The 24,514-nt window shown below is 54.7% G+C and carries 16 protein-coding genes; 6 read left to right on the forward strand and 10 right to left on the reverse strand.

Going from position 1 to position 24,514, the window contains the following annotated elements:
• Positions 1–13: 13 nt before the first annotated feature.
• The 3 genes from K239x_RS21765 (at position 14) to K239x_RS21775 (ending at position 3,530) form a co-directional block, all read left to right on the forward strand.
• The gene (locus K239x_RS21765; protein WP_145420484.1) at positions 14–1,051 is read left to right on the forward strand and encodes an AAA family ATPase; all 1,038 of its coding nucleotides are present in this window, start codon (positions 14–16) and stop codon (positions 1,049–1,051) included.
• Positions 1,052–1,066: 15 nt separating this feature from the next.
• The gene (locus K239x_RS21770) at positions 1,067–2,410 is read left to right on the forward strand and encodes a DUF58 domain-containing protein (protein WP_145420485.1); all 1,344 of its coding nucleotides are present in this window, start codon (positions 1,067–1,069) and stop codon (positions 2,408–2,410) included.
• An 82-nt stretch (positions 2,411–2,492) separates the two neighbouring features.
• The gene (locus tag K239x_RS21775) at positions 2,493–3,530 is read left to right on the forward strand and encodes a PEP-CTERM sorting domain-containing protein (protein ID WP_145420486.1); all 1,038 of its coding nucleotides are present in this window, start codon (positions 2,493–2,495) and stop codon (positions 3,528–3,530) included.
• A gap of 107 nt (positions 3,531–3,637) precedes the next feature.
• Here the strand turns inward: K239x_RS21775 and K239x_RS21780 are convergent, their stop codons facing one another.
• Positions 3,638–4,738 carry a mechanosensitive ion channel family protein gene (locus K239x_RS21780; RefSeq protein ID WP_145420487.1) on the reverse strand — a complete coding sequence of 367 codons (1,101 nt, stop codon included), beginning with the start codon at positions 4,736–4,738 and terminating at the stop codon, positions 3,638–3,640.
• A 244-nt stretch (positions 4,739–4,982) separates the two neighbouring features.
• Here K239x_RS21780 and K239x_RS21785 point away from each other — a divergent pair, with 244 nt between their 5' ends.
• Entirely contained in the window at positions 4,983–6,377 is a 1,395-nt protein-coding gene (locus tag K239x_RS21785) for a right-handed parallel beta-helix repeat-containing protein (RefSeq protein ID WP_145420488.1), read from the forward strand.
• 118 nt (positions 6,378–6,495) lie between these two features.
• Here the strand turns inward: K239x_RS21785 and K239x_RS21790 are convergent, their stop codons facing one another.
• The 7 genes from K239x_RS21790 to K239x_RS21825 all read right to left on the reverse strand — a co-directional run bounded on the left by K239x_RS21790 (position 6,496) and on the right by K239x_RS21825 (position 15,730).
• A complete protein-coding gene (locus K239x_RS21790) occupies positions 6,496–8,184 on the reverse strand; it encodes a matrixin family metalloprotease (protein WP_145420489.1) in 1,689 nt (562 codons plus the stop codon).
• A 115-nt stretch (positions 8,185–8,299) separates the two neighbouring features.
• Positions 8,300–8,737, reverse strand: coding sequence for a hypothetical protein (locus K239x_RS21795; protein ID WP_145420490.1), 438 nt, complete (start codon positions 8,735–8,737; stop codon positions 8,300–8,302).
• Between the two features lie 317 nt (positions 8,738–9,054).
• The gene (locus tag K239x_RS21800) at positions 9,055–10,899 is read right to left on the reverse strand and encodes a CotH kinase family protein (protein WP_145420491.1); all 1,845 of its coding nucleotides are present in this window, start codon (positions 10,897–10,899) and stop codon (positions 9,055–9,057) included.
• Positions 10,900–10,948: 49 nt separating this feature from the next.
• Positions 10,949–11,638: a DUF4956 domain-containing protein gene (locus K239x_RS21805; RefSeq protein ID WP_145420492.1), complete on the reverse strand. Its 690-nt coding sequence runs from the start codon at positions 11,636–11,638 to the stop codon at positions 10,949–10,951.
• Positions 11,623–12,384: a hypothetical protein gene (locus K239x_RS21810; protein WP_145420493.1), complete on the reverse strand. Its 762-nt coding sequence runs from the start codon at positions 12,382–12,384 to the stop codon at positions 11,623–11,625. The genes K239x_RS21805 and K239x_RS21810 overlap by 16 nt, the downstream gene beginning before the upstream one ends.
• Before the next feature lie 220 nt (positions 12,385–12,604).
• Positions 12,605–15,049 carry a serine/threonine-protein kinase gene (locus tag K239x_RS21820; protein ID WP_419189259.1) on the reverse strand — a complete coding sequence of 815 codons (2,445 nt, stop codon included), beginning with the start codon at positions 15,047–15,049 and terminating at the stop codon, positions 12,605–12,607.
• Between the two features lie 105 nt (positions 15,050–15,154).
• Positions 15,155–15,730 (reverse strand): ECF-type sigma factor, encoded by a 576-nt coding sequence (locus K239x_RS21825; RefSeq protein WP_145422499.1) that lies wholly within the window; start codon positions 15,728–15,730, stop codon positions 15,155–15,157.
• A gap of 435 nt (positions 15,731–16,165) precedes the next feature.
• On the opposite strand from K239x_RS21825, the gene K239x_RS21830 reads away from it, so the two are divergent.
• Both K239x_RS21830 and K239x_RS28890 read left to right on the forward strand, forming a co-directional pair.
• On the forward strand, positions 16,166–20,113 hold the full coding sequence (locus K239x_RS21830; RefSeq protein ID WP_145420494.1) for a PVC-type heme-binding CxxCH protein: 3,948 nt from the start codon (positions 16,166–16,168) through the stop codon (positions 20,111–20,113).
• A 135-nt stretch (positions 20,114–20,248) separates the two neighbouring features.
• Positions 20,249–22,210, forward strand: a complete 1,962-nt coding sequence (locus K239x_RS28890; RefSeq protein WP_419189260.1) for a serine hydrolase — start codon at positions 20,249–20,251, stop codon at positions 22,208–22,210.
• 171 nt (positions 22,211–22,381) lie between these two features.
• Here K239x_RS28890 and K239x_RS21840 read toward each other — a convergent pair whose 3' ends face one another.
• Together K239x_RS21840 and K239x_RS21845 are read right to left on the reverse strand one after the other, a co-directional pair.
• The gene (locus K239x_RS21840; RefSeq protein WP_419189261.1) at positions 22,382–23,407 is read right to left on the reverse strand and encodes a 3-keto-disaccharide hydrolase; all 1,026 of its coding nucleotides are present in this window, start codon (positions 23,405–23,407) and stop codon (positions 22,382–22,384) included.
• A 104-nt stretch (positions 23,408–23,511) separates the two neighbouring features.
• The gene (locus tag K239x_RS21845) at positions 23,512–24,447 is read right to left on the reverse strand and encodes a sugar phosphate isomerase/epimerase family protein (RefSeq protein ID WP_145420495.1); all 936 of its coding nucleotides are present in this window, start codon (positions 24,445–24,447) and stop codon (positions 23,512–23,514) included.
• Between the last annotated feature and the right edge of the window lie 67 nt (positions 24,448–24,514).

Here is a 24,514-nt window from a genome sequence, read left to right on the forward strand (position 1 = left end):
GCGGCGACAGCACATGAGTCCATCCGAACCGAAACCTCCTACGGCTTCACCTAAAACAGCCGCTTCCCAACCTGGTTCACGCCCGCCTGCCAATTCTGCGAGCCCGGCGGTTGTGGGAGAACTGACCAAGCGAATCATCGGCAACGTCGAGCACGCGATTGTGGGCAAGCGAAAACAGCTCGTCCTTTCCATGGTCGCGTGGCTCAGCGGCGGGCACATTCTATTGGAAGACGTGCCTGGCGTCGCGAAAACCATGCTGGCACGGGCGATGGCCAAAAGCCTCGGTTGCAAATTTAAACGTGTGCAGTGCACGCCAGATTTGCTGCCCACGGATGTGACGGGAACGTCGATTTTTAATCAAAAGACTTCCGAGTTTGAATTTCGACCCGGCCCCGTTTTTACGCAAGTTTTGTTGGCCGATGAAATCAACCGCGCCACGCCGCGGACCCAAGCTTCGTTGCTGGAAGCGATGGCGGAAGGTCGCGTAACAGTCGACGGCACGACACACACGCTGGAAAAACCGTTTCTAGTCATCGCAACTCAAAACCCCGTCGATCACGAAGGCACGTTTCCGTTGCCCGAAGCTCAACTGGATCGCTTCCTGATGCGGTTCAACCTGGGCTACCCGTCGATGGAAGAAGAAATGCGGATGCTGGACCTGCTGCAGTTTGGCCATCCCGTCGACTCGCTCCAATCGGTCGCATCGGCAAAAGAGCTGCTGGAATCGCAAACCGAGATACGCAAGGTCCACGTCGATCCACGAGTCCGGCAGTACATTTTGCAAATCATCAGCCAGACGCGATCCCATGAAGACTTGGCTCTCGGCGGTAGTCCTCGCGCAACGATTGCCTTGTTCAGGTGTTCGCAAGCCATGGCGGCCATTCGTGGTCGTGGTTTTGTGCAACCAGACGATGTCAAAAAAATCATCAGCCCCGTGCTAAATCACCGATTAATCCTGCGTCCTGAAAGCCGTCTTCGTCAAGTCACAACGGAATCCGTTGTCGACGAAATCATCGGCGATATCGCTGTCCCAACCATCGAAGCAAAGTAGCTCGCAAAACGACGCATGTCCGACACAACCAGCAACGAGCCGAGCCCGAGCTTCGCTATCTTCGCTGGCATCTGTGCACTTTTGCTATGCGGGATGCTGTTCGGTGCTTCGCTTTGGATTCTGGCGGCAATCAGTGCCGGCGGCGTTCTGTTAGTCAACAAATTCGTCTCGGCGACGTGGGCACAGTCGACAGTTGCTTCGCGGCAAAACATCCCCAGCGAAATCAAAGTCGGTTCGCTGCTGGATGTCAAACTGCAAGTCACCAACACCAGTCGCATCCCTATATTTTGGATCTTGGTCGAAGATCTTTTACCCCGTTGGGCTGTGCAGTTTGATCCACCGACCTTGGCCGTCGAAGGCGACCGCATCAAGGTGCTCCTGCTATGGCCCGGTGAAACCAAAGACTTGGAGTATCAGATCCGCTGTAACCGCCGCGGATACTTTCAGATCGGGCCCACCGTTTTAGAGACAGGCGACCTAATGGGTTTTTATCGCCGATATCGCGTTGGTTCGGATCCGCAATACGTCACGGTTTTGCCCGAAATCCGGCAACTCGGCGCTTACGAGATTGGATCGCGTCGCCCCATTGGCGAAATCCGCATGCGTGACAACGTGATGGACGACCCGACGCGACTGCGTGGCATTCGACGCTGGCAGCCTGGTGATCCGATGCGTAGCGTTCACTGGGCGGCAACCGCACGAACAGGAACCCTCCACAGCAAAATCTACGAACCCTCGTCGATCGCGGGCGCCACTTTGGTTTTGGATTTACACGAATCGACCAACCCGCAGCATAACGAACCGTTTCGTAGTGACGTCGCGATCACTGCTGCCGCCTCCATCGCGGCCTGGCTTCACGAATCCGGCGAACCCTTTGCCTTGGCAAGCAACGGACGCGATGCGGCTGATCGCATTCGCACCGAAGGATGGGTCGGCGACCATCGAGTGCGAGGCGAAGCCACAGCAGCGGTCGAAATGCTCAGCGAAAGCGACCGTCGACGACCTGTATTGATCGAATCCGGGCGAGGACCTGTCCATCTAAAACAGATGATTCGCACGCTCGCGAGATTAGAACGTACCGATGCCCTGAAACTGTCTGAACTGTTGGTCGAAAGCGAATCGCGACTGTCCGCCGAAACCACCGTGCTGATTATTTTGCAACAGGCCACCCCCGAAACGATTGCCTCGATTGTCAGCCTTTCACGTCGCGGTCGTGCCGTCGCGGTCATCATTAACACCCATGACATCAATGACTATTCGTCAATCGCCGGCCCCTTAATCGCGTGCAATATCCCCACCCATCATCTGTCGACCAAGGAATCCATCGCCGACGTATGCCGAAAAGCAACTTTGCGGTGACACCGAATTAGATTTCGTGATCAGAACATTTGAGCTATAATCGGCGTTTGACGATTCGTTGATATCAACCCTATGAAAAGCCATGTCGCGTCCCACGCCAAAGCCGTCAGACTTCGCGATTCGTTTTTTGATCGTAGGGTTGATTTCGTGCACTGCGTCGACCAACGCCCTCGCGGCTGTTTTCGCGAATTACACACCTTCGCGTCATGACCGTTTCTTGTCCGATGGGTCGGTAAATAATGATTTCATCATGGCGGGATTTGATCTCTCTGGCATCAGCCTAGGGACTCCCGGCGACGGAACAACTGGCGGCGTTGATCCCATTGGGGGAACCAGCCGAGCCATTCTGATCACGCCGCAACATTACATCTCAGCCAATCATGCGTCGACAACGACGCCTCGATTTCGTGGGAGCGACGGAGTCATTCGCTCCTATACAAGTTCATCGTCGACACAGTTGACGACCACGCGTGCCGACGGCACTAGTGACCCCAGTGACATCCGGCTCTTCACGTTGTCAGCGCCCATTCCCGAATCCGACTTGGTGAACCCATTCGCAATTTATTCCGGTAGCACGAACCTACTGGTTGGAGAAGAGTTTTTTCTCATCTCCAATCCCAGCGTCAATGCCGACGAGAGTTTGACGCACCGCGCAGGCATGAACGTTATTCGCGATGTCGAAGAAGTCGGCTTTGGTGCAGCAGGCACTTCCCCCACTACCAACATCTACTACACGTTCGATACGGCCGCCAACGGAGGCTCCAATGGAACGGGCGGTGACACGTTGGGCATTGACGAGGCGGGATTGATCGGTGGCGATTCGGGCAATCCGGCGTTGATCGCAATCGACGGCCAACTTGCCGTCCTGGGAACTCATTTTGGAATCAGCGTGCCGTCAGGAAAGAGTGCCTCAGCAGGAGACTTTTACCACAATTATTCGACGCTGCTGACTCCCTACCTCAGCGAAATCGAAATGCTAACCGCCGCAGATGGGCAGTCCATTTACCGTTTGTCAATTTCGGTGACTGCCGTTCCCGAACCCAGCAGCGCCCTGCTGTTATTCTTTGTCGCAGCAGGCGGAATGCACCGACGGTCCCGTCGCCCAAGCAATCGGAAGTAGCGGCGAATCCGGCGTGGTTCTGTAGAAAGCTATGCCAGCACGTCAAGTTCCTAGCCGCATTCAACACTTCGGAAGAGCCGCCGACCAGGAACGGTCTTCTGCCGGCGTCAAGCGGAACGCCGAGTCTGCAAATGTCGCGCGATGTTGGCCTGGAGGATTGGCGCGTCACGTCGCCTTGGCCGCGTCACTGCGGCTTCGTCTTCTTGTGTCAAATGAATGTCAAGCTGCGGATAGGGAATCGCGATTCCAGCCGAATCCAAAGCCTTCTTGGTCGCCGCGGTAAGATCTTGACGGACAGCCCAGTAATTCGCCGGACGGCACCATACGCGGACTTGCCAGTTCACTGATGAATCGCCCAACTCGTCCAAGTAGGCTTGCGGCGGCGGGTCGCTGACCGCCATCGGAATGTTTGCGATCGCCGCTTCTAGCGTTGCACGTGTGGTATCCAAACAAGCTTCGTAATCGCAGCCAACATCCACGTCGACACGGCGGTATCGATTGTGAGTCACGTTTTCAATGGTTGTCCCATAGACTTCGCCGTTAGGAACAATTAGCCGGCGATTGTCTCGTGTGTCCAACTGAGTGGTGAACAGGTCAATCTCTTCGACAGTTCCTTCGGTTCCAGCCATCACGACGTAGTCGCCGACTTTGAAAGGACGAAAAATCAGCAACATGATCCCAGCCGCAAAGTTGCCGAGCGTCCCGGCCAATGCCATGCCCACAGCAAAACTGGCGGCAGCAAGAATCGCGGCGACGCTGGTAAACGAAAACCCGAAATAGCCAAACACGCCCATCAACACAAACAAAAAGATCAGCGTCTTGACGGCCTTCCCTGCAAATCGTCCCAGTGTCTTGTCGACCTGTTTGGAAACAAACCGGCTGGCCTTGTCGCCGACGAATCCGGCAACCAAGTAACCCACAAAAATGACCAGCGCGGCGATGACCACCGGCAGCAAGTACTGCGTGAACAATGCCAACATCGCTTCGGTATCGCCGTTGAAAGCTCGTACCACCGTGCCTTTGGCAGCCTCCAATTTCTGCGTTGCAATCTCGGTTGCCGCAGTGGTCGCTTCGGCCACCCCTTCGTCACCACGCGCCGGCGTTCGGCTCAGCAAGCCAAGCGACAACAAAAACACGCTTAACCGCAGCAGCAACGACGTCTGCGCGTGAACACTCAGATACTTCAAGACTTTTGCGAAAGTAGCCATCGGGCAACTCCAGAAAACATTGCAGATCGGCGAAAGACAATTTGTTCATGTACCCTTCTGGGGTGAACCAGGTGAAGACCACTTCGGTTTCACAAGCGGGGTTTCCCACACCGCAGATTGACACGCCGCAGATTGAAGCACCGATCAACGGGCGAGCCGGCGGCCCTCTCTGTTAAGCTAGACAAACGAGCAAATCACGGCATTTCTGCTCCCTACATCGAACAAACCTCAATCAGTCATCAACATGCGAACCTTCCCTCTGATCGTCTGCCTCTTACTCGCAATTTCTTGCCCTCAGTTTCTTTGCGGGCAGCAGCCTTCGATGCAAGAGAAATACAAAATCGTCGGTGACGGAATGACGGACGACACCGCAGCGATCCAGGCTGCCGTGGACGCTGGCGTGAGTGAACTCCGGTTCGGTAAAGGCACCTATCGCATTTCAAAAACGATCACCATCGACTTATCCAAAGTCGAACGGACTGCCATCTCGGGTAGTGGCGTCGCCCGCTTTCGCATGGAGGGAGCGGGGCCGGCATTTCGATTCGTTGGATCACACGATGGCACGGCCGCGCCTCATACCATTCGCCCTGACGTCTGGAACCGCGAAAGCTCCCCAATGGTTGACGGAATCGAAATCGTCGGCAAGCACCCGTTGGCAGATGGCATTTCGGCTAGCGGCACTATGCAGTTGACCATTACGCGCGTTGTCGTGCGTGATGCACGCCACGGCATTCATCTCACCGATCGCAACCGCAACGTGATCATTTCGGAATGCCATCTTTACGACAATCATGGGATTGGCGTTTTCATGGATCGACTGAACTTGCACCAAATCAATCTGACCAATTGCCACATCAGCTACAACGATGGCGGAGGTGTCGTCGCGCGCAACAGCGAAATCCGTAATTTGCACATCGGCACTTGCGACATTGAAGGCAACATGGGTGGCCCCGATGCACCACCGAGCGCCAATGTTGACTTGGATTCAACGAATTCGTCAGTAGCAGAAATCGCCATTGTCGGCTGTACCATCCAGCATTCGCATGATGCCAAACATTCGGCGAACATCCGCATCAATGGAGAGTCGACCAAACGTCCGTTTACCGACGAAACACGGCATGGTCATGTCACCATCGCCAGCAACGTGCTTTCGGACGTGCAAGTCAATATCGAACTGAAAAATGTTCGCGGCGCAACCATCAGTGGCAACACGATCTGGAAAGGCTACCAGCGCAATCTCGTCGCTAAAAACTGCCAGAGCATTGTGATGACCGGGAATAGTTTTGATCGAAATCCGCGTTACCACTACGGCGATGGCCGCGAAGCGAAACGAGGCGTGATCTTTACCAATTGCAAAGACTGCACACTCAGCGGCAACCAGTTAAATGGAATCGTCCATCACGAAGCCGCAATGGTGTTTCGCCAATGCCAGCGAATCAATGCCAATGGGCTGAGCATCCTGGACTACGGCCAGGTGGGGCTGCTATTGCAAGAGGTGGTCGACAGCCAATTTAGCGGCTGCCTGATTCGCGACGACCGAAAATCGGCCGATGGAATTTCGATTCGATTGGTCGACGTTGCTCGAACCAAAGTCAACAATCCCAACGTCAGCCATCAAGTCATCGAATCATCTCCCTAGGCTTCGACAATTGCCTGAACAGCACTTGCTAGACGGCGGGCCCCTAAACAGTCTGCGTGCGCAGTCTTCACGTCCCGTTGTCGTTTACTTATCCAGGTTGTTCGGCGAGAGCTTTGATTCAACGAAAACTTCGACGGCGATCGTGTGAACGGCGGACGCGTTCGGCCAGAACGGATTCGCTTTCATCTGCCTGCTGTTGTGCCTTGAACGATTCTAATTCGTCAAAAGACACTGCTTCGTCGTCGTCCACATCAGCCGCAGAGATCTTTGACCAAGCCCTTGCACTCACTTCCGATTCGACGATAAATCCGTCACCGTCGGCATCCTTGTTGTCAAACGATTCTTGACGTGCCGCGGTCGCAAGCATTTCGATTTCCGTCAGCGATATCAATCCGTCACCATCGGCGTCGATCTCACTGTCAGCAAACTTAGCCCACAGTCGCTCTGGCACTTCGTCTTCGGACAACGCTCCATCTTCATTGGTATCGAATCGCGTGACCAGCGTCTCGGCGCTCCTGCCAGACAGAACCGAATGGCCGCGTCGGTTGCGATGATGTCGATCGTGATCATCGACATTGTCTTCAGGATCCGCCGAATCATCGACCAGCCCGCCATCGTCGATGGCTGCTTCGGTGTCATCCAAAGCGACTGAGTCCTCCTCAGTATCCGCGGCTTCGTCGGTTTCGCTAACCGGAAGTTCTGAGTCGCCGTCATCCATGTCTAAATCCGTATTTTCAACGGAACTGGAATCAACATTCGCAACATCAAGACTGGATGGTGCTGCATCGTCAGCTAGGACATTGATAACGGTTAACGCGTCGGCGGGCGTGATCGAACCATCGCCATTGGCATCACACAGACCGTCGAAGCCGAGAGCTCCCACATCAACATCGTCCAAACTTTCCGGTTCCAACGCCGAATCACTGAGTTGGTTGATGACCATCAGCACATCCGCAGGAGTAGTGCTACCGTCACGATTGACATCACTCGGGCTGACGTAGTTGAACTGAGGCGTTGCGCCGTCTAGACGGCCTCCCCAGCGGCGCCAATTTCCACCGCGACGCCAACGCCAGCGTGGGAATGGATTGTCGTCGCTGTCGCTCGCATTGGTATCGTCTGCATTATCATTCGCAGGCGATTCATCGATGGGTGACTCATCGGACGATGGCTCGTCAGCGGGAATGCCAACCGTGGACTGACCATCGACCGCTGCGTAGAGTTCCTGGATACCAGCAACATCACCGGCATCCAAACTGCTAAATGATCGGCCGGCTGAGACAAAGGGAGCGAGAACGCTATTGGACGCTTGGGTATGATCCAGCCCTAGAGAGTGTCCAATTTCATGAACGGCGACGTAGACTAAATCAAATGCCTGATTGCCCATCGAATTGCCAACTTCCCAAGCATCCGAGATGTCAAACTGGATGTCGCCAGCAATGCGAGCAGGATTGACGTCATCGGGAAAATACGCCTGCGCCAACGTGCCGCCGATTCCGTCAATGTTGGTGAACGAGATATCAATCGAATCGCGCAGTCCGCTTTGATTGGTCGGTGTAAAAGTGATATCCGCGGCACTGGACCAAGCCGCGAGTGCTGTTTCGATGGCCGCATTGGTCTCGGCTTGTGAAAGTGAACTGGGCGAGTTTGCAACGTGGTATGTCAATTCAGCACTGCCCAAACCAGGGCCATCCCAGCCCAGACTTGCGGCCAGAACGCGGCGGTGTTCCAGAGGCTCCGCAGCCAGTTTTCGGCGTTTGGTGCGGATCCGATGAGACTGTGTTTTACGCCGCGAAAAAAGCTGAAACATAGATTGGCCGCCGAGTGATGATGAAGCTGACAAGGCAAAGAGAAGTAAAAAACGAACGACGCTAGTTGAGCCCGAAGACAGATGCTGTCTTCGGAGCAAAGAGCGATATCGAGATTCAGAACTCCAGTTGTTTGTCTGGATCGGCTGGACGCTCCGAGGAACTGTTCCGCGACGCCAGCATTACACCCGAGTAGTCCGTTGTCCTGGATTGCTGTGCCTTGCGAGATGCGATTCGCTCCGAGAGCTTGGCACGCTTGGCTTCGGCGCGAGCCAATCGAGTCGCGTGGATCGCTTGTTTTCGTTCACTTTGCTGAAGGGCGTATTCCTGCAATTGCTGCTGCCGGATCTGACTGTATCGCTGCTGCATTTGTAGCGTCGCCAGGTTGGCGTAAGGCAGCGACGAGGGAGTCGTCTGGGCCAGCTGGCTGGAATACTGCGACGGAGGCGATCCGCTTGACGCGCCTCGACTTCGCGAACATTGAGCTTGTGACTGGTCGATACCAACGGTCGCGGTCAACGCGATCGCTAGCATAAATACGGGGATTCGATTCATCGTATCGTCCTTTTCAGTGGAAGCCGGAAAAGCAATCCCGGCAATCAAAAGGCCGGTTATTACATAAGGGAGAATCCCAACAGAGAATGTCACGAGCGTCGGCGATTTTTTCGCAGAAACGCATCAGTCGCATGTTCCCCAGGCTTTCGACGACGAGACTACAGAGCGGCTCGCCCTAATCTTTCACCCAGCTTTGCCTGCCGGGGAGCCATGCTTCAGCGTCCAAATTCCACTTGCAGAAACAGAACGCCCCGCATCCGCAGGCAGTCAATGGACCGGCCATTGACTGCCAAACGCAAGATTTGCAGCATCGATCGCTACTTTTTTTCCAGCAGATACTTGCTTCTTTCGACCGCGAACTTGTGAAGCGACATTTGGTCTTTGGATTCGCTCAGGTCCGAACTCGTCGCGGCAACAAATGCTTCGTACGAGCTTAGCTTTCGAGTGTCTGCTTTGACCAACGGATCGATCAAGTCACGATAACTGTCGACGACCGGACCAAGTTTTTGCCACGCCAGAGATTCCTTGGCGATTTGATCGACGTACTGCATGTAACGCTCGCGTAGCTGAGGAACGGCCAGCAACCGACTTCGCAACGGCATCCGGTCGCTGTCCAGCCCGACCAACGGATCTAAATCGACGCCGCCATGCCGAGGGCCACCACCACCAGGGCCACCGCCTGGGCCTCCACCTCTCGGACCAGCACCTCGCTGTCCATCTGAGCCAAAGTCGGCCGGTGCTCTAACATCACGGGGACCACCGTCAGGCCGCCCACCGTCGCGAGGACCACGATCTTCGCGCGGCCCCGCCTCGGATCGTCGATCATCGGCGCCAGGTGATGGCGGACCAGAACCGAAGCCGCCAAATCCTCCGCGTCGATCGCCACCGGGTCCACCGCCTCGTCTACCGGGACCGCCACCTGGTCCTCCCGGGCCGCCGCCATGATTCGCTAAAGCAAACGCTTCATTCATGTCGTGTGGGATCAAGTGAAACTTGCCTTCACTATCTTGAAACAAGTTGTAGTCGCTCGCTCGCGTCCAATAGCCGTCGCTGTTGGCTAGGACAACATCCAAGGCCAAAAACTTCAAGGCACCATCAACATCCAAGATCGGGTCGAGCGCTGACTCGAGTTGCTCCAAAGGAGTTTCGTTGAGCGTCTTGCAAAGCTCGATGAGCCGCTTCCAAGCTTTCTTGCCATCGTTGGATTTCATTTCAAAACGAGCTTCGTACTCGGCTACATCGTCACCTAGATAGCGAAGCCCACCATCACCGTTGGGGCTTCCGCTGACCTTCCAACGCGTTCCCTTGGACCCATCGAAATTTTCGGCGAGGAACTTTTTGTCAAATTGCTGCACACTGTCGTAGAGCCCCCAGCTTTCTCCGTTGACGACGACGTGTACGAAGTTCGCTTTAGGCGTCGGGATGTACTGGTTAGCGATATGCGAATAAACAACCGTGCTCATCATCGACGGATCGCCATGACTGTTGAGCAAATTGAGCGTCTTGTAGCCATCGATCCGCTGGTCGTCATTGGCCATGTCCAACGAAACATTGAAAGACCGCTTGCTGCCGCGAGAGACATGTCCGTAGGACGACGCACCGCGAAAACTTACGCCCACATTGGGATAAACTTTTCCATCGACGGTCATTTGCGCCGCCACATCCACGTCGGTTTCCTTGAAGACTTCTAGCTCTTGCTCCCATTCTTTGTTCTCAAATTCCAGAAAGATTGTTCGCAGAGTGCTGGTATCGTAAAGCGGCTTGTCGGCGTAGACCGCAACACTCTCGGGTGCAACCGTTGGCCCCGGAGTTCCCGGCTGCGTATCTCCGCCAAGACCACCTGGGCCCCCCGGTCCGCGTCCGCCTCGACGCGGTCCTCCCCCTGGGCCACCGGGTCCTCTTCGTCCACCGCGCGACTGAGCTTGCGCCTCAGCCGCTTTGCGAGCCGCCAAGCGTTCGCTGCGATCGAGCCAGCCGTTCGCATCCGTATCGTGGTCCTTGACCAATTTCAGTTCTTCGCGATTCGGACCTCCTGGACCACCAGGTCCGCCCGGCCCACCACGACCGCCACCAAACAAACCAGGCGGTTGTGAATAGACGATACCGCCTAGCACACTCCCCATCGAGATGATCATCACGAGTGCAATCGTTCGTCTTTTCATGTTCCGTTTCCTATCAGGTAGAGATTTAGCACTAATGGTTTTGGATTCATCATCTTCCTCGTCGAAGTTCAACACTTTGCACTCCTTCGATTAGATTCAATTGGTTGATCAGCTCGGTCGGAGACGCGTTGGCGGCAAGACTGACTCGGTAGATCAGGTCTAGCGAAGCCCCTTGCTTGCTGGTCGCGCCTGAGAAAAAATCAACCTTACTGAGCGACTTGGCAAACACGTCCTGAAACACAACATCAGGATCCCGGCCCACTCCAAGTCGTATTTGCAACTTCGCGTTATTGCCCAAATTTGGTCCACTTGGATAGCGAGGCCGCACGATAAACGCAGCGGTTCCCGTGACCGCGATTCCGACGACGGCCACGGTCAACTGGTCCGCGCCAACCGCCATCCCGACCAGCACCGCAAAGATAACAAAGGTGATGTCGTGAGTGTCGTCGACAACCGTACGAAAGCGAACAATCGACAGGGCGCCGACCAACCCAAATGCCCACGCCACATTCTGGCCGATGACCAAAGGCAGCATCGCGCAGAGAATTGCCAGCAGGACCAACGTCGCTGGGAACGTCGGCATGAAGTGCTCACGCGGCCGAACACCCCAGTAGATGATTGCGATAGCGGACCCGCAAAGAAACGCGGTTCCCAATCGCATCGCCATCTGCAATGCGTCGCTGTCACCGGGTGTGCCCATCAATTCCGTCGCACTGATATCGGTTAACCAAGTGGGCATGTCGCGGCCTCTTGGTGGAAGTCCTGGATTTCGTTAACTCGAAACGCGTGCGTCTCCTTGGCCTGGAACGAATTCGCAGTCGCTTCATCGTCCACGACGCTAGCTACTTCCGCTCTTGCAAGATCCAACAAAGCGGTTGACTGGTCTGGCAGCAACGCGAATTCGTAGATCAGCGATTTTAAAACAGACGGCAACGACACCGAAAATTGCATCCGTACGATATTTGCCGCAATCCGGACTCGTGAAGACGACGCCGATTGGAAGGGAGCAGCCTGAATGTTGCGGCTAACCGACAACCGCAGGGTTCCATCAAATGAATCCGCCTCCCAAGAGGTTTGATCAAACTGAATTTCTAGTGAAGGCAACAGGCTGTGCTTGAGTAGTTTTTTGTGAAACCATTTGCCTGCCCAAGACTTGTCGACAGCAGCGGATTTCAGCTTGGACAATTCGTGCGATGGCACATTGCTTTGGCGAAGCAATCGCATGCCCCGTTCCAAGCGAAGGGCCTCTAGTGAGGCGTAGGGTGCCGGAACATTTGGGGCAGAATCAATCTGGCGAACTCGGTATTGACGAGACGGCGACTTTGCGCGAAGCCGCTTTTTGCGTTGCGGCGATTCATAGTAGTGATCGCAGATCATCTGCTCGGTCGAACCGGCTGCAAAATGCTTTGAGGCTGAATCCATCAGCGCGGCAGCCAGACGCGATTCTAGAACGAAAATCAGTTCGTATTGAGGCCGAAATTTCAAAGCAGTTTCTCGTGCGAAGTTTCGTGTTCCAGACTTCTTTCGCTGGTTCAATGTGTCATGCGCAGCGACAAACAAACTCGGGCCAAAAAACCGCGCCATTTTCTAAAAACTTTAATTTCCACTCGCGTATCACGTGGGCGATCCCATCGTGGCGTCATCCAAAGCGGCAAGCCCCAATTTCGATTGTCACCGACACGACGCCCCGAGATGGAAGCCAAGGCTAGAGTGCGAGCAAGTCCCGCGTTTCCTTCACGGCTTTTTCAATGCGCTCGTCAATTCCGACTTCTTTGTCCAATACGACCCGACTTGCTTCGCGATGCAGCAACACCATTTCCACAAAATCAATCCAAGGTCGCTGCATGTCCAGCGACTGAACCGCTTCAACGGTCGCGGCCTCCAACACTTCATCGGCTCGCGCGAGTGCTGCTAGAGCCTGAGCCTTATCTCCCATCTGATGAAACGCGATCGCCTGCAGCGAATACACCATGGATCCACCGGGCCCTCGCGACTGTGAAGCAGATTCTAGATAGTCCAGGGCTTTGCGATTCTGGCCGTCACGAAGGTTGGCCCAGCCAGCTACATACTCCATGACGCTACGCGGAGCATGATTCTGCCGCGAAAGACCTCGCCCTCCTCCCGGTCCACGATCTCCCGGTCCACGATCTCCCGGTCCACGATCTCCCGGTCCATGATCTCCCGGTCCATGATCTCCCGGACCACGATCTCTGGGACCAAACTCTTCTGGCCGAAATTCACCAGGCCCAAATTCGCTTGGCCCAAATTCACCTGGCCCAAATTCACCGCGGCCATCCTGGCCGCCTCGAAAATCCCTCCGAGGCCCACTGGCTCGCTTGATGATCGTTTCCATATCGGCTGCCAGCCGTTTCGTGTCCGCGGCAGCGGGAGCGATCAAACACGAACGAATCGAATTCAAGCTCAGCGGCAACGTCTCTTCGCTGGCAGACGTCATAAATCGCTGATACATGGCGTCGTAGTCTTGATCCCGCCGCGTGAGACGAAAAATCGCGGCAGCCCCTTCCCACTCGCGGCTATCGATTGGCGCCTCCAACCTCATCGCCGCAGCAAAATCGTCAGCCGCTTCTTCCCACAAGTGCAGTCGTCCACGCAGGGCTGCCCGTTGCACCCACACCAAGTAATAGTTCGGCACCAACGTCACCGCTTCGCTGTACGCCAAGTCGGCGTCGGCGTACTGTTCGGCGTCTTCATGCGTCCGAGCATCGCCCAGTAAGACATTGGCGGTTTTGAGTCGCTCCGCAAAACTTTCGACTTCTTCGCGTGCTTCGATCGCATCGCGCAGCGCTATTTCTTTCTCGTTGCGTTCGGAAATCGCGATCGATGCCTGATACAAACTGGCGACGGATCCAACGATCAGAGCCGCTGCCACCAGCGACCCCGTCAACAAGGCGACACGGTTGCGACCAGCAAATTTTCGCAAACGATAACTTCGCGATGGAGGACGGGCTTCGATCGGCTCCTCCGACAAAAAACGTCTGACGTCAGCGCTCATTGCCGCAGCGGATTCGTAACGCCGTGTGCGATCTTTTTCCATCGCTTTCATCACGATCCAGTCCAAATCACTGGGAATCGACTCCCGTTTGCCAGCGTCTTTTAGATCGCACGAACTCGCCGAACGAACCTCCTCCACGGTTTGCGACCCGACGGTCTGGATGGTCGTCAAACGAGTGCTCGGCTTAGGCGGTTCTTCGTCGCGAATGATGCGCCGCATCTCGTCGTAGCCAGCCGAATCAAGTCGCTTGCGATCAAATGGAGTCGTGCCTGTTAGCAATTCGTACAGCAACACTCCCAAGGAATAAATGTCGCTGCGAGTATCGACATCCAAACCGCTCATCGCAGCCTGCTCGGGGCTCATATACAGCGGGGTCCCGATCATCGAGTAAAACCGCGTGTAGATCGTTTCATCGGTCAGATTCTGGCCCATCGCTTTGGCCACCCCAAAATCGATTACTTTCACAACGGGTTTGTCATCGTGCAACGTGACCATCACATTGGAAGGCTTCAGGTCCCGGTGGACAACGCCTTTTTGATGCGCGTGATGAGTCGCCGCGCAGACGTCTTGAAACAAACGCAAGCGTTCTCGGACCGACAAATGATGCCGGTCACAAAACACCGTGATCGGCTCACCACGCACCAGTTCCATCACAAAATACGGGCGCGCGTCTTCGGTCACGCCCGCATCGAAAACCTGTGCAATATTGGGATGATCCATCATCGCAACGGCTTGGCGTTCTGCATCGAACCGCGCAAGAACCTCTTGCGACCCCGTTCCAGGTTTGATGATTTTCAAAGCAACTTTGCGTTTGACGGGTTTTTGCTGTTGAGCAACAAACACCAATCCAAACCCACCTTCGCCAATTTGCTCCATCAGCCGATACGCATCAATCGTCATGCCGATGTGCTGAGTGGGCGTGACCTTATCAGCGACATGTGTAGGATCGAAATGACCACCAGAAGGAACTCCGTCGAGCAGGTTCTCGGGGCGTTCATGGGCTGCCAACAACGACTCGACGCTGGCCCGCAATTGGGCGTCATCACCGCACGCCGATGACAAGTAAGCGTCACGCTGCTGCGGAGTCTCCAGATCGAGCGCTTCTAAAAAAACGGTCTTGGGGTTTGGATGACTCATCGTTTCCTTTGCAGATTGGCTGAAGGATGCAGAACACGCCTCTGCATTGCTTATGCGCCGCCAAACCCGAATTGGGCCACCCTTTTTGCAAAGGGACGGATAATTTCACGAAGACGATTCTTCACCGTCCATTTCCCGCCGAAGCCAAGCCCTGGCATAGCTCCAGTTTCGCTTGACCGTGCGAGGTGACACACCCAGGACTTCCGCGGTTTCGTCGATCGTCATCCCCGTGAAGTATCGCAGTTCGACCAACTTGGCCAATTTGGTGTCTTCGGTTTCCAATTTTGTCAGCGCCTGGTCCAATGACAGCAACGACTCGTCGTCCGTGCTATCGGTGACGGCGTCATCTTCCATCAGTTCACAACGCACCAAATTCCCGCCACGTTTTTGAGCGTTCCGTCGCCGAGCACTTTCGATCAAGATGCGTCGCATCGATTCGGCCGCTGCCGCAAAGAAATGTCCTCGACCATCCCACGATTGCGGGCGTTCGCCACCCACCAGACGCATAAACGCTTCGTGCACCAAAGCGGTGGGCTGAAGCGTATGACCCGATTTTTCATGGGCCATTTTGCCGGCCGCCATTCGGCGTAGTTCTTCGTAAACAATTGGCAACAGCTGGCTAGCCGCCAACGGGTCACCCTCGTCGATGGCGTTCAGAATGTTTGTGACATCACTATTCATGGTGACAGCATATCGTGCTGCCCAGCATTCCAGAAGCAACGGAAGATATTCCAGAAGTGACGGCACGCCGGATGCATTTCTACGTCCACGGCCCAACCAACCGCCCCCAACCGGCAGAAACGCCCGGCCAAGGCAACTCATTTTGTGCGGACTGTGACGCAAAATGTGACGAATCGCGACGACTTCCTCGCACAAAGCTCGCTGGATCAAAACAGCATCTCGCTCTCCTGCGTCACTGCGTCCCGCCGCCGAACCTTTTTCGTTGCTCTTGCTGGGCCCTTCTCCCATTTGCCACGGTGTCCAGTAGACTGTTAATCCTGCTTTTCCCGAATCATTTGCTGCCGCGTGGCGGCGACAAAACGTTTGAATATGATTAGGTGTGCGGCCAACGAAGGCCACGCGCACGAAACCTTGCTTTTGAAAGATATCTGACGAATGAAGAAAGTCATCGCGACGGTTGGTTTACTGCTCTTTGCCGCTGGCAGCACGCTGTGCTTTCAGTACTCACAGCAAGCCTTTGCGCAAGATGCTGACGCAGACGCTGGTCCAGAAGTAATCACAACCCTGACGGACGAAGAGTCGCAGCAGCGTGACAAACTGCGTCCGGAATATCTGCAACCGGTTGCCGTTGAAGGCAAGCCCGAAGCAACTTCGTTGCCGATCCAGCCAAGCCAAGGCGAAACGATTGTCTTCTTGGGCAACTCGCTGGCCGAGCGGATGGAACACCACAACTACTTTGAATCGTCGCTGCACCAAACCTTTCGCGACAAAGAGTTGACGTTTCGCAACTTGGGATTTCCAGGCCACACACCCGGGTTCCGTCCCGAAGCAGGCCGCAAGGAACCGTGGGCGTTTCCCGGTGCCGAAAAATTCAATCCCGGACTCCAGACTCACTTGGGGCAAGGACATTATCCGGCGCCAGACGAATGGTTGACGATTGTCAAAGCCAGCACGATCGTCGCGTTCTTTGGTTTCAACGAATCCTTTGAAGGACTCGAAGGTGTCGATAATTTCAAGAACGAACTCCGCGCCTTTGTCGACCACACTGTTTCGCAGTCCTATACGCGAGACGACAAAAAAGCTCCTCGGCTGATTCTTGCGACGCCCATCGCCATGCAGCAGCACGCAGAGTTTTTTCTGCCCGACGCGCAACAACGAAACGCTGTCCTTCAAGTCTACGCGGAAGCGATCGGTGAAATCGCCAACGAAAAACACGTCGGCTTCATCGACTTGTTCACACCGACCAAACAGTGGTTCGGTGAAACAAACGATTCGCTGACGATCAATGGAGTTCACCTTTCGTCCCAAGGATACAAAAAACTCGCTCCCGTGCTGATGCAGGCTTTGTTCGGAACAGGCGTCGATGCTGCGGACGAAAACAGTTTGATCCGCCAAGCCATCGCCGACAAAGCGTGGTTCTGGCGGAATGACTACCGCATGCTCAATGGCGTCCACGCGTACGGTCGTCGCTGGGCACCCTACGGAAACTTTAACTATCCGCAAGAGATCGAAAAGATCCGGCAAATGACGGTCCTCCGCGACCGAAACATCTGGGCCATTGCCCAAGGCAATTCCACCACCCTGAATGTCGACGATTCGGTCACCCGTTCGCTGTCGCCTGTGGAAACGAACTACACGATCAGCGAGAAGAATGGCTCGACAGATTTCTTAACGACCGAAAAAGAAGTCAACGAAAAGTTCACGCTTCCCGACGGCTACAAGGTTTCGCTCTTCGCATCGGAGCAGCAGTTTCCCAACTTGGGCAACCCCGCGCAGATGCGTTTTGACAACAAAGGGCGACTTTGGGTTTCGACCTTGCCCAGCTACCCGCACTACAAGCCGGGCGACCCCAAACCCAACGACATGATCTTGATCTACGAAGACACGGACGGTGACGGACGTGCCGACAAGGAAACGGTCTTTGCACAAGGATTGCACATGCCAATCGGATTTGAATTGGCCCCCGAGGGAGTCTACCTGTCACAAGAACCTTTCTTGATGCTGCTCAAAGACACCGACGGCGATGATCAAGCCGACCAAACCGAATACTTGTTGGACGGGTTTGACCCGCACGATACGCACCACGCGATTTCGGCGTTCGACATGGACCACGGCGGCGGAGTGTTTATGTGCGAAGGCCGTTTCTTGCACTCGCAAGTCGAAACACCTTGGGGTCCGGAACGAATGACTGACGGAGGCACGTGGCGATTCGACCCTCGATCTTGGAAAGTCGAACGAGTGATGCAGACCGACGTCTCCAACCCTTGGGGCGTTGCACACGACGAGTACGGCCAAACCATCGTCAATGATGCATCAGGCGGTGTAAATCTGTGGATGCTGGGTTACTCCTTCAAGATCCCGCACGGCAAAGAAGTCCCGATGGTTTCGAAGTTCAACTACGAACACCATGCTCGCCCCACATCAGGCGCCGAGTTTCTGGTTTCGAGCCACTTTCCTGACGAAGTTCAGGGAGACTACATCTACGCAAACTCAATCGGCTTTCTTGGCATCAAACAGCTGCAGACGCTCGAAGATGGTCCAGAGCTGAAGGGCAAATGGCGACAAGACTTGATTCAGTCGACCGACGGAAACTTCCGCCCTTGTGATTTGGAAGTCGCGCCGGACGGAAGCCTATATTTTGTCGATTGGCACAACACACTGATTGGCCACATGCAGCACAGTGCTCGCGACCCGCTACGTAATTCGCAGTACGGACGGATCTACCGAATCACGTATCCTTCGCGACCTTTGGTTGACCCTCCAAAAATTGACGGCGAAAGCTTGGACATGCTCTTTGAGAATATGAAACTGCCCGAGATCAACGCACGCAAACGGTCGCACAGAGAATTGCGTGGCCGCGACAAGACCGAAGTGCTTGCTGCTGCCCATCGATTTGCTGATGCAAACGCTGACAACGAGCGACTGATCCTAGAAGCTCTTTGGGCGACCTGGGGACAGCAGGCTCCTTCGGTGGACTTGATCAATCGCTGCATGGCGTCCAAAGACCACCGCGTCCGAGCGGCTGCAGTGCGAGTGATTCGGCACAGCCTTCACATCTTGGACCATCCCGAAACCTACCTGATGAAGGCGGCCACAGATGAACACCCACGTGTCCGATTGGAGTCGCTCTCCGCGGCATCATGGCTTGGTGGAGACGCCGCTGCCAAAGTCCTCCTGACGGTCGCCACGCAGAAAACCGACAAGTGGATTCGCAACGGGCTCAACAGTTCGATGCTTCTTCTGAAACCGAACGTGGACGCTCTGATGTCCAATGGCACGTTCGGACCGGATGACTTGACAGTTGATCACGAAAAACTGCTGGCAAGCAAATTGGAAGGAGCAGCGAAACCCAAGGACTTCCGAACGAAGTCGCCGAAGTTTAGGGACAAAAATTTCAAGCGCGCGTACGCCCTTGGCGAACGAGTCTTTTACGAAGAAGGTTCTTGCTACACCTGCCACCGCGATCACGGCGAAGGAATCATCCGGATTTATCCTCCGTTGGTCGGCAGTGAATGGGTCAATGGCGACAAGGATCGTCTGATCAAACTGACACTGCACGGAATCTGGGGTAAGATGCGAGTGCGAGGCGAAATTTTCGAGCCGACCGAAGGCGTACCGCCGATGACTGCCATCGGAAACTTCTTCAGCGATGCCGAAGTCGCTGCCGCTCTGACTTATGTTCGCAACAGCTGGGGCAATGACGCCGACGCCATTTCGCCCGAGGATGTCAAACGTATCCGCCAGGAAACGAAGGGACGCAAGAAGTTCTACAGTCCCGCAGAACTGGTCGAAATGCATCCGTTCCCCGAAGGCAGTCGGCCGGAAATGATCACTGACACGATGAACACGGAACTGGAAGAGAGCCTGCTAGCGGAACCCATCGCCGACTTGGCCAAAGCCGCACTCAGCGATGGTGACGCACTGCGTGGCGCCAAGCTGTTCTATGGCAAGAAAACGGCTTGCGCCAGCTGCCACGACGTCAGCAATGCTTACCAGATGGGCCCCGAGCTGACCAAGCCGCGTGATCAAACCACGCCGGAGTTCTTGGTCGAATCGATCCTGAAACCTTCCCAGTCGATTCTCAAGGGTTATGTTTCGGTCAACGTGCTGACAGACAGCGGCGTGTATTCGGGATATCTGGTCGAAGAAACCGATGACGAGATCACGATCAGTATCGCAACCGACGCCGGAAAGCCGAGAACGATTTCGCAAGACGATGTCGAAGCCGTCAAAGAGATGAAGCAATCGACGATGCCCGCCGGCCTAGCAAATCTATGTGGCGATCGCCAAGGATTTCTGGATTTGGCAAAGTTCGTCATCGACATCAATCAAGGCGGCCCGAAACGACTGCGGCAGCTGAAAAAGAAAGCGAAAGTCGACTGAGTCGACTGAGTCGATTAATCCTTTCTTCCGTAAAATTAGCCGCGAACTCTGCCCGCAGAGTCCGCGGCTTTTTTTGTATTCATTTGTCGCCCCAGAACGCTCGCAATCGCCGCCGACGCTCAGCGACAATGCCTGTTGGACTATGCTGGCCTGGAGGGAGCGTTGCTGCTGGCGGAGCAAATGGCGGTGTCAATGGCGGAGCAAGTTGCTTGTCTTGTTAAGATCGACAATGGAACCTCGCGACCGACTGCTCGCTTTGGCAATAAGGTTGCAAGACAGCATTCTGTGAAGAACGCTCCCAACACTCATCAATTGTCCGGAATCGATCAGAGGAACGAGATGAAGCCATCGACGACTTGGTTTGCCACGACGATCCGAAACATTACCACGTTCGCTCTGCTTGCCTTGGGCCCGCTGGCTTGCGCAGAAACCCCCATTCGCATCGGTGTCTTTGAAGACGAAGGCGTTGGCAAAAGTGCCAACAACCTCATCTCAGCACTCGAGACAACGTCCAAGAGAAAGTGCTCGATCAACCGAATCTCGGGGGAACAAATACGGGCCGGCAAACTTTCCGAATTCGACGTACTGGTACACCCCGGCGGTAGCGGCAGCAAACAAGGAAAGGCTCTGGGCCAAGAAGGACGAACTGCTGTCAAAACGTTTGTACAAAACGGTGGCGGATTCCTCGGGGTTTGCGGTGGAGCCTACCTCGCAACGAACGACTACACGTGGTCGCTCAGCTTGATTGATGCCAAGTGCGTAGATCGCTTTCACTGGGCGCGCGGCACGGGAAACGTCAACGTAAAGCTGTCGCCAACCGGCTCACTCCTGCTTGGTCATAACGATGACCAAATCGAGATTCAGTACGCGCAGGGACCTTTGCTGGGCCGCCCCGAATGGGACGATGAAGAAGTCCCGAACTACGAAAGCTTGGGAGTTTTCGACTCCGAAATTGCAAAGAAGAAAGCACCGCGTGGCGTGATGAAAGGAACATCGGCGATCGTCCGAGCGAGATATGGAACCGGACGAGTTTTCTGTTTTTCGCCGCACCCTGAATTGACGCCTGGAATTGAGCACCTGATTGCTTTGTCCGTGGACTGGTTAGCCCCGTCGATCGACCAACACGCCGTCGAGGCCCCGGAAGTCAGTCGCGTTGTCAGAAAACATGTCCCGCTCGACTCGTCGGGAGGCATTGCCGTTCTTGTCACGCGAGACGGCAAAATCATCCACCAAAAAGGCTATGGATTCGTCAAGGGAACGCATCTGACATCCCAATCACCATTAAGCATGGCGTCGGTCACCAAACAATTCGCAGCAATGTGCGCCGCCATGTTGATCGAAGAAGGCAAACTCGAATTGAAAGGCAAGGTTTCACACTATCTTCCCGATGTACACATCCCGATCGACGGCAGGGAACTGCTGGTGCAAGATCTACTGTGGCACACAAGCGGCCTGCCAAACTTTATCAACAGCAAAGAAAAGGCTTCCATTGCCGAGTTCAAGACGAAGTTTGGCCTAGATTTCCTGACCAACAAGACACATGCGGAGTGGTTGGCAACCACGAAACTGCGTCATCCTCCCGGCCAAAATTTCGAGTACACAAACTCGGGATACGTACTGCTCGCCAGAATCATCGAAGTCATCGCTGGCGAACCATTTCATGCATTTCAAATGAAGCGGATCCTGGATGTGCTTGACATGTCGGACACGACCGATAGCACTCGATTCAATGGATCGGGAAACATGAAGACAACGCTTCTGGATTACGCAAAGTGGGACCAAGCCATGTGGGAGAAAGACGACCGCCTACTGCCATCCGCTGGATACGACATGCTGTTTCAACCAGGCGCATTGGACAACGGTGAATCGGTTGACTATGGATTCGGATGGTACGTTTCGTATGAAAACGACAAATTAGTTTCGATGGAACACGGTGGGGCCGGTAGCGGCACGACAGCAGCCCGAAACTGGATCCGGCGACACACTAAAGATCAAACGACCGTCGCGATCTTTGCCCAAGAACACCGCCAGCTAACAAGAAGCAAGCGACAACTGTTGGTCAGTGAAATTTACCAAGCCCTGCAACCGGTGAACTAGACGCAGCAGATTTGGCGCAGCATCCGCGGAGGGTGTGACCACGGAAAACCGGACAGTGGTTGCAGCGTTGCAGACCACAGACCGATCGTCATTGAAAATGACAGCTGCCCCGATTCTGCGACCGGGGAAACCTACCTCAAGCAATTCAGACACTCAAACGCCCAGAGAACGCTAATCCTCCAACACCGGTGCCAAGTAGATATCTCGGTACGACACCTTTGTGTGGTCGCCTTGTAAGTAGATGGGACCAGGTGCTGCCGCGTTGGTGTAAATCGCGCCAGGCGTCGGCTTATCAATGGGTTGGTTATCGATGACTTTGACGCCGTTGAGTACGACAGTCACATGACGATCAACCAACGTCAGGTCGTAAGTCTGCCACTGTCCGCCTGCATTGCCGGCGTTCCGCGACGGTGCGATTGCACCAAAAATCGCACCGACTCCTTGGATCCCTTGCATTCGACTGTCGCGATCAACCACTTGCGCTTCGTACATTCCACGCAAATAGACACCACTGTTGCGATTCTCTTCGACAAGGAATTCAATGTGCAGCCAAAAGTCCTCGAACTCGTCTTGAGTACGCAAATTGGCATAAGCCCCTGTCGGACTGAAATCAGTTTTTGTGGTCGTGTTCACCAATAATCCATCGATCACGCTCCAACCATTTTGTTTGTCAGACTCGTAAGTCCGCCAACCGCTCATGTCTTTGCCGTTGAACAACGAAATTGGGTGTCCGAATCGAACCTTCGATAGATCCGGGGCCGACGCGGGCATGGGCGGAACTTTAGTGCCTGTAAAGGTATCGCGTTGCACAGAGCCGTCGGCCGACTTCTTCTCCAAGACGCCCTCGAGCTTTCCGTCTTCGATTCCCACATCAACCCGAGTCACAGATGCTTGAGCGAGATTCTTCTTTCTATTCTTTTTCTTGATCTCAAAATTCAATCGCCCCTTCACCAGCTTTGCCACGTAGGGACCAGCGGGACCTATATACAGTCGCATATGAACCTGCGGATTCCCGTCTGATTCAGCGACTCGCATCCAAGCCGGCAAACCGGAATCGAGCTTGAGTGACCAATCCCCTGACAAACCAGCCGGCAACTCTTCCGCCTGCACACCGAGCGGAACCAACAACAAAACGCATGTGGCCGCACCACAACACAAAGATCTTAAAACGGTCGGGGGCATTCGGTTGTGGTCCATAGCGTCAGTTTTGGTGTGATGAGGACAAGATTGATTTGAGCGACGAACGCTCGGCAGCGGGCCAGATGCCGTTGAAACTTCGACGACCGCTTCAAGTTCACGACTCAGGAGTTGAACAGCTTTTGCGCGTACACGGCGTTTTTCTCCGTCGCTTCGGTGCGGCTCATTCCTGCGGGCGATGATCCCTCGATAATGAGCCAGCCACGATACTGAATTTTTTCAAACAGAATTTTCAACCGTTCGAAATCGATCTCTCCACCTCCCAACAAGGCCTTGTCTTGTTTGATATGGATTTGGCAGATGTTTTCGGCGCCCAAACTTTCGATCTCGCGATAGATGTCGTAACCCATTCGCGCGGAGTTCGCCGTGTCATAGTAGACCTTCACGGCGGGCGATCCGACACTATTGATGATGTGCCGATGATCCGCTTCGTTTAGCTGAGTCTCCAAGGCAAGGACGAAGCCGTGCTTCTCTGCGATCGGAGCGAACCGTTTGAGTTTTTCAATCACGACCCGAATCCGCTGGGGGTCACCGTTGATATCCGCTTTGCCAAAAAACGCCAACAAAACGATCTTGGGCGACACCATCGCCGCCAGTTTTCGGTCTTCCAACTCGGCCGCTTCTTCTTTCAACTTGACCATCGTGTCCAGGCACTCGGCAACCAGTTGATCCGACTCCGTAGTCGTAGCCAGCGGAACCCTGTTCAAAAGTGCGATTCCCAACGACGCAATCTCCACTCCGGTTTCGGCAACCGTTTTGCGAATGATGTCGCGATTTTTGCGAACGCGAAGATCAAGACCTTCGCCATCTGCGTCGAACGAATACTGAATGCCGTCCAGACCGTTTGCCTTGGCAAACTTGAACGAATCAACCGACACCTTCATCTGGATCGACCAATCACAAGTGCCAATCTTGTAACGGTTTTGCTGTGGCACTTCAGCGTGGCTCGTCGTTGCAGCCATGCACACCGCAGCGAGTGCGACACCGCCCCAGATCGCCGGCCCAAATCTCACGTCGGATTGATAATTGGTTCGCAGCATGATCCGATTGAGTGGGAGAGAGTTCTTTGGGTCGTCGGAACTGATGCGTGAGGAGACGCATCGATTT

The organism is Stieleria marina, assembly GCA_007741555.1.
Classification (GTDB): domain Bacteria; phylum Planctomycetota; class Planctomycetia; order Pirellulales; family Pirellulaceae; genus K23-9.

Bases quoted from the DNA above. Each gene is read 5' to 3' on its own strand.
- K239x_RS21785 (WP_145420488.1), top strand. From the start codon at position 4,983: ATGCGAACCTTCCCTCTGATCGTCTGCCTCTTACTCGCAATTTCTTGC.
- K239x_RS21795 (WP_145420490.1), bottom strand. From the start codon at position 8,737: ATGAATCGAATCCCCGTATTTATGCTAGCGATCGCGTTGACCGCGACC.
- K239x_RS21840 (WP_419189261.1), bottom strand. From the start codon at position 23,407: ATGGACCACAACCGAATGCCCCCGACCGTTTTAAGATCTTTGTGTTGT.
- K239x_RS21845 (WP_145420495.1), bottom strand. From the start codon at position 24,447: ATGCTGCGAACCAATTATCAATCCGACGTGAGATTTGGGCCGGCGATC.
- K239x_RS21800 (WP_145420491.1), bottom strand. From the start codon at position 10,899: ATGAAAAGACGAACGATTGCACTCGTGATGATCATCTCGATGGGGAGT.
- K239x_RS21830 (WP_145420494.1), top strand. From the start codon at position 16,166: ATGAAGAAAGTCATCGCGACGGTTGGTTTACTGCTCTTTGCCGCTGGC.
- K239x_RS21780 (WP_145420487.1), bottom strand. From the start codon at position 4,738: ATGGCTACTTTCGCAAAAGTCTTGAAGTATCTGAGTGTTCACGCGCAG.
- K239x_RS21820 (WP_419189259.1), bottom strand. From the start codon at position 15,049: ATGAGTCATCCAAACCCCAAGACCGTTTTTTTAGAAGCGCTCGATCTG.
- K239x_RS21770 (WP_145420485.1), top strand. From the start codon at position 1,067: ATGTCCGACACAACCAGCAACGAGCCGAGCCCGAGCTTCGCTATCTTC.
- K239x_RS21765 (WP_145420484.1), top strand. From the start codon at position 14: ATGAGTCCATCCGAACCGAAACCTCCTACGGCTTCACCTAAAACAGCC.
- K239x_RS21825 (WP_145422499.1), bottom strand. From the start codon at position 15,730: ATGAATAGTGATGTCACAAACATTCTGAACGCCATCGACGAGGGTGAC.
- K239x_RS21805 (WP_145420492.1), bottom strand. From the start codon at position 11,638: ATGCCCACTTGGTTAACCGATATCAGTGCGACGGAATTGATGGGCACA.
- K239x_RS21775 (WP_145420486.1), top strand. From the start codon at position 2,493: ATGTCGCGTCCCACGCCAAAGCCGTCAGACTTCGCGATTCGTTTTTTG.
- K239x_RS21790 (WP_145420489.1), bottom strand. From the start codon at position 8,184: ATGTTTCAGCTTTTTTCGCGGCGTAAAACACAGTCTCATCGGATCCGC.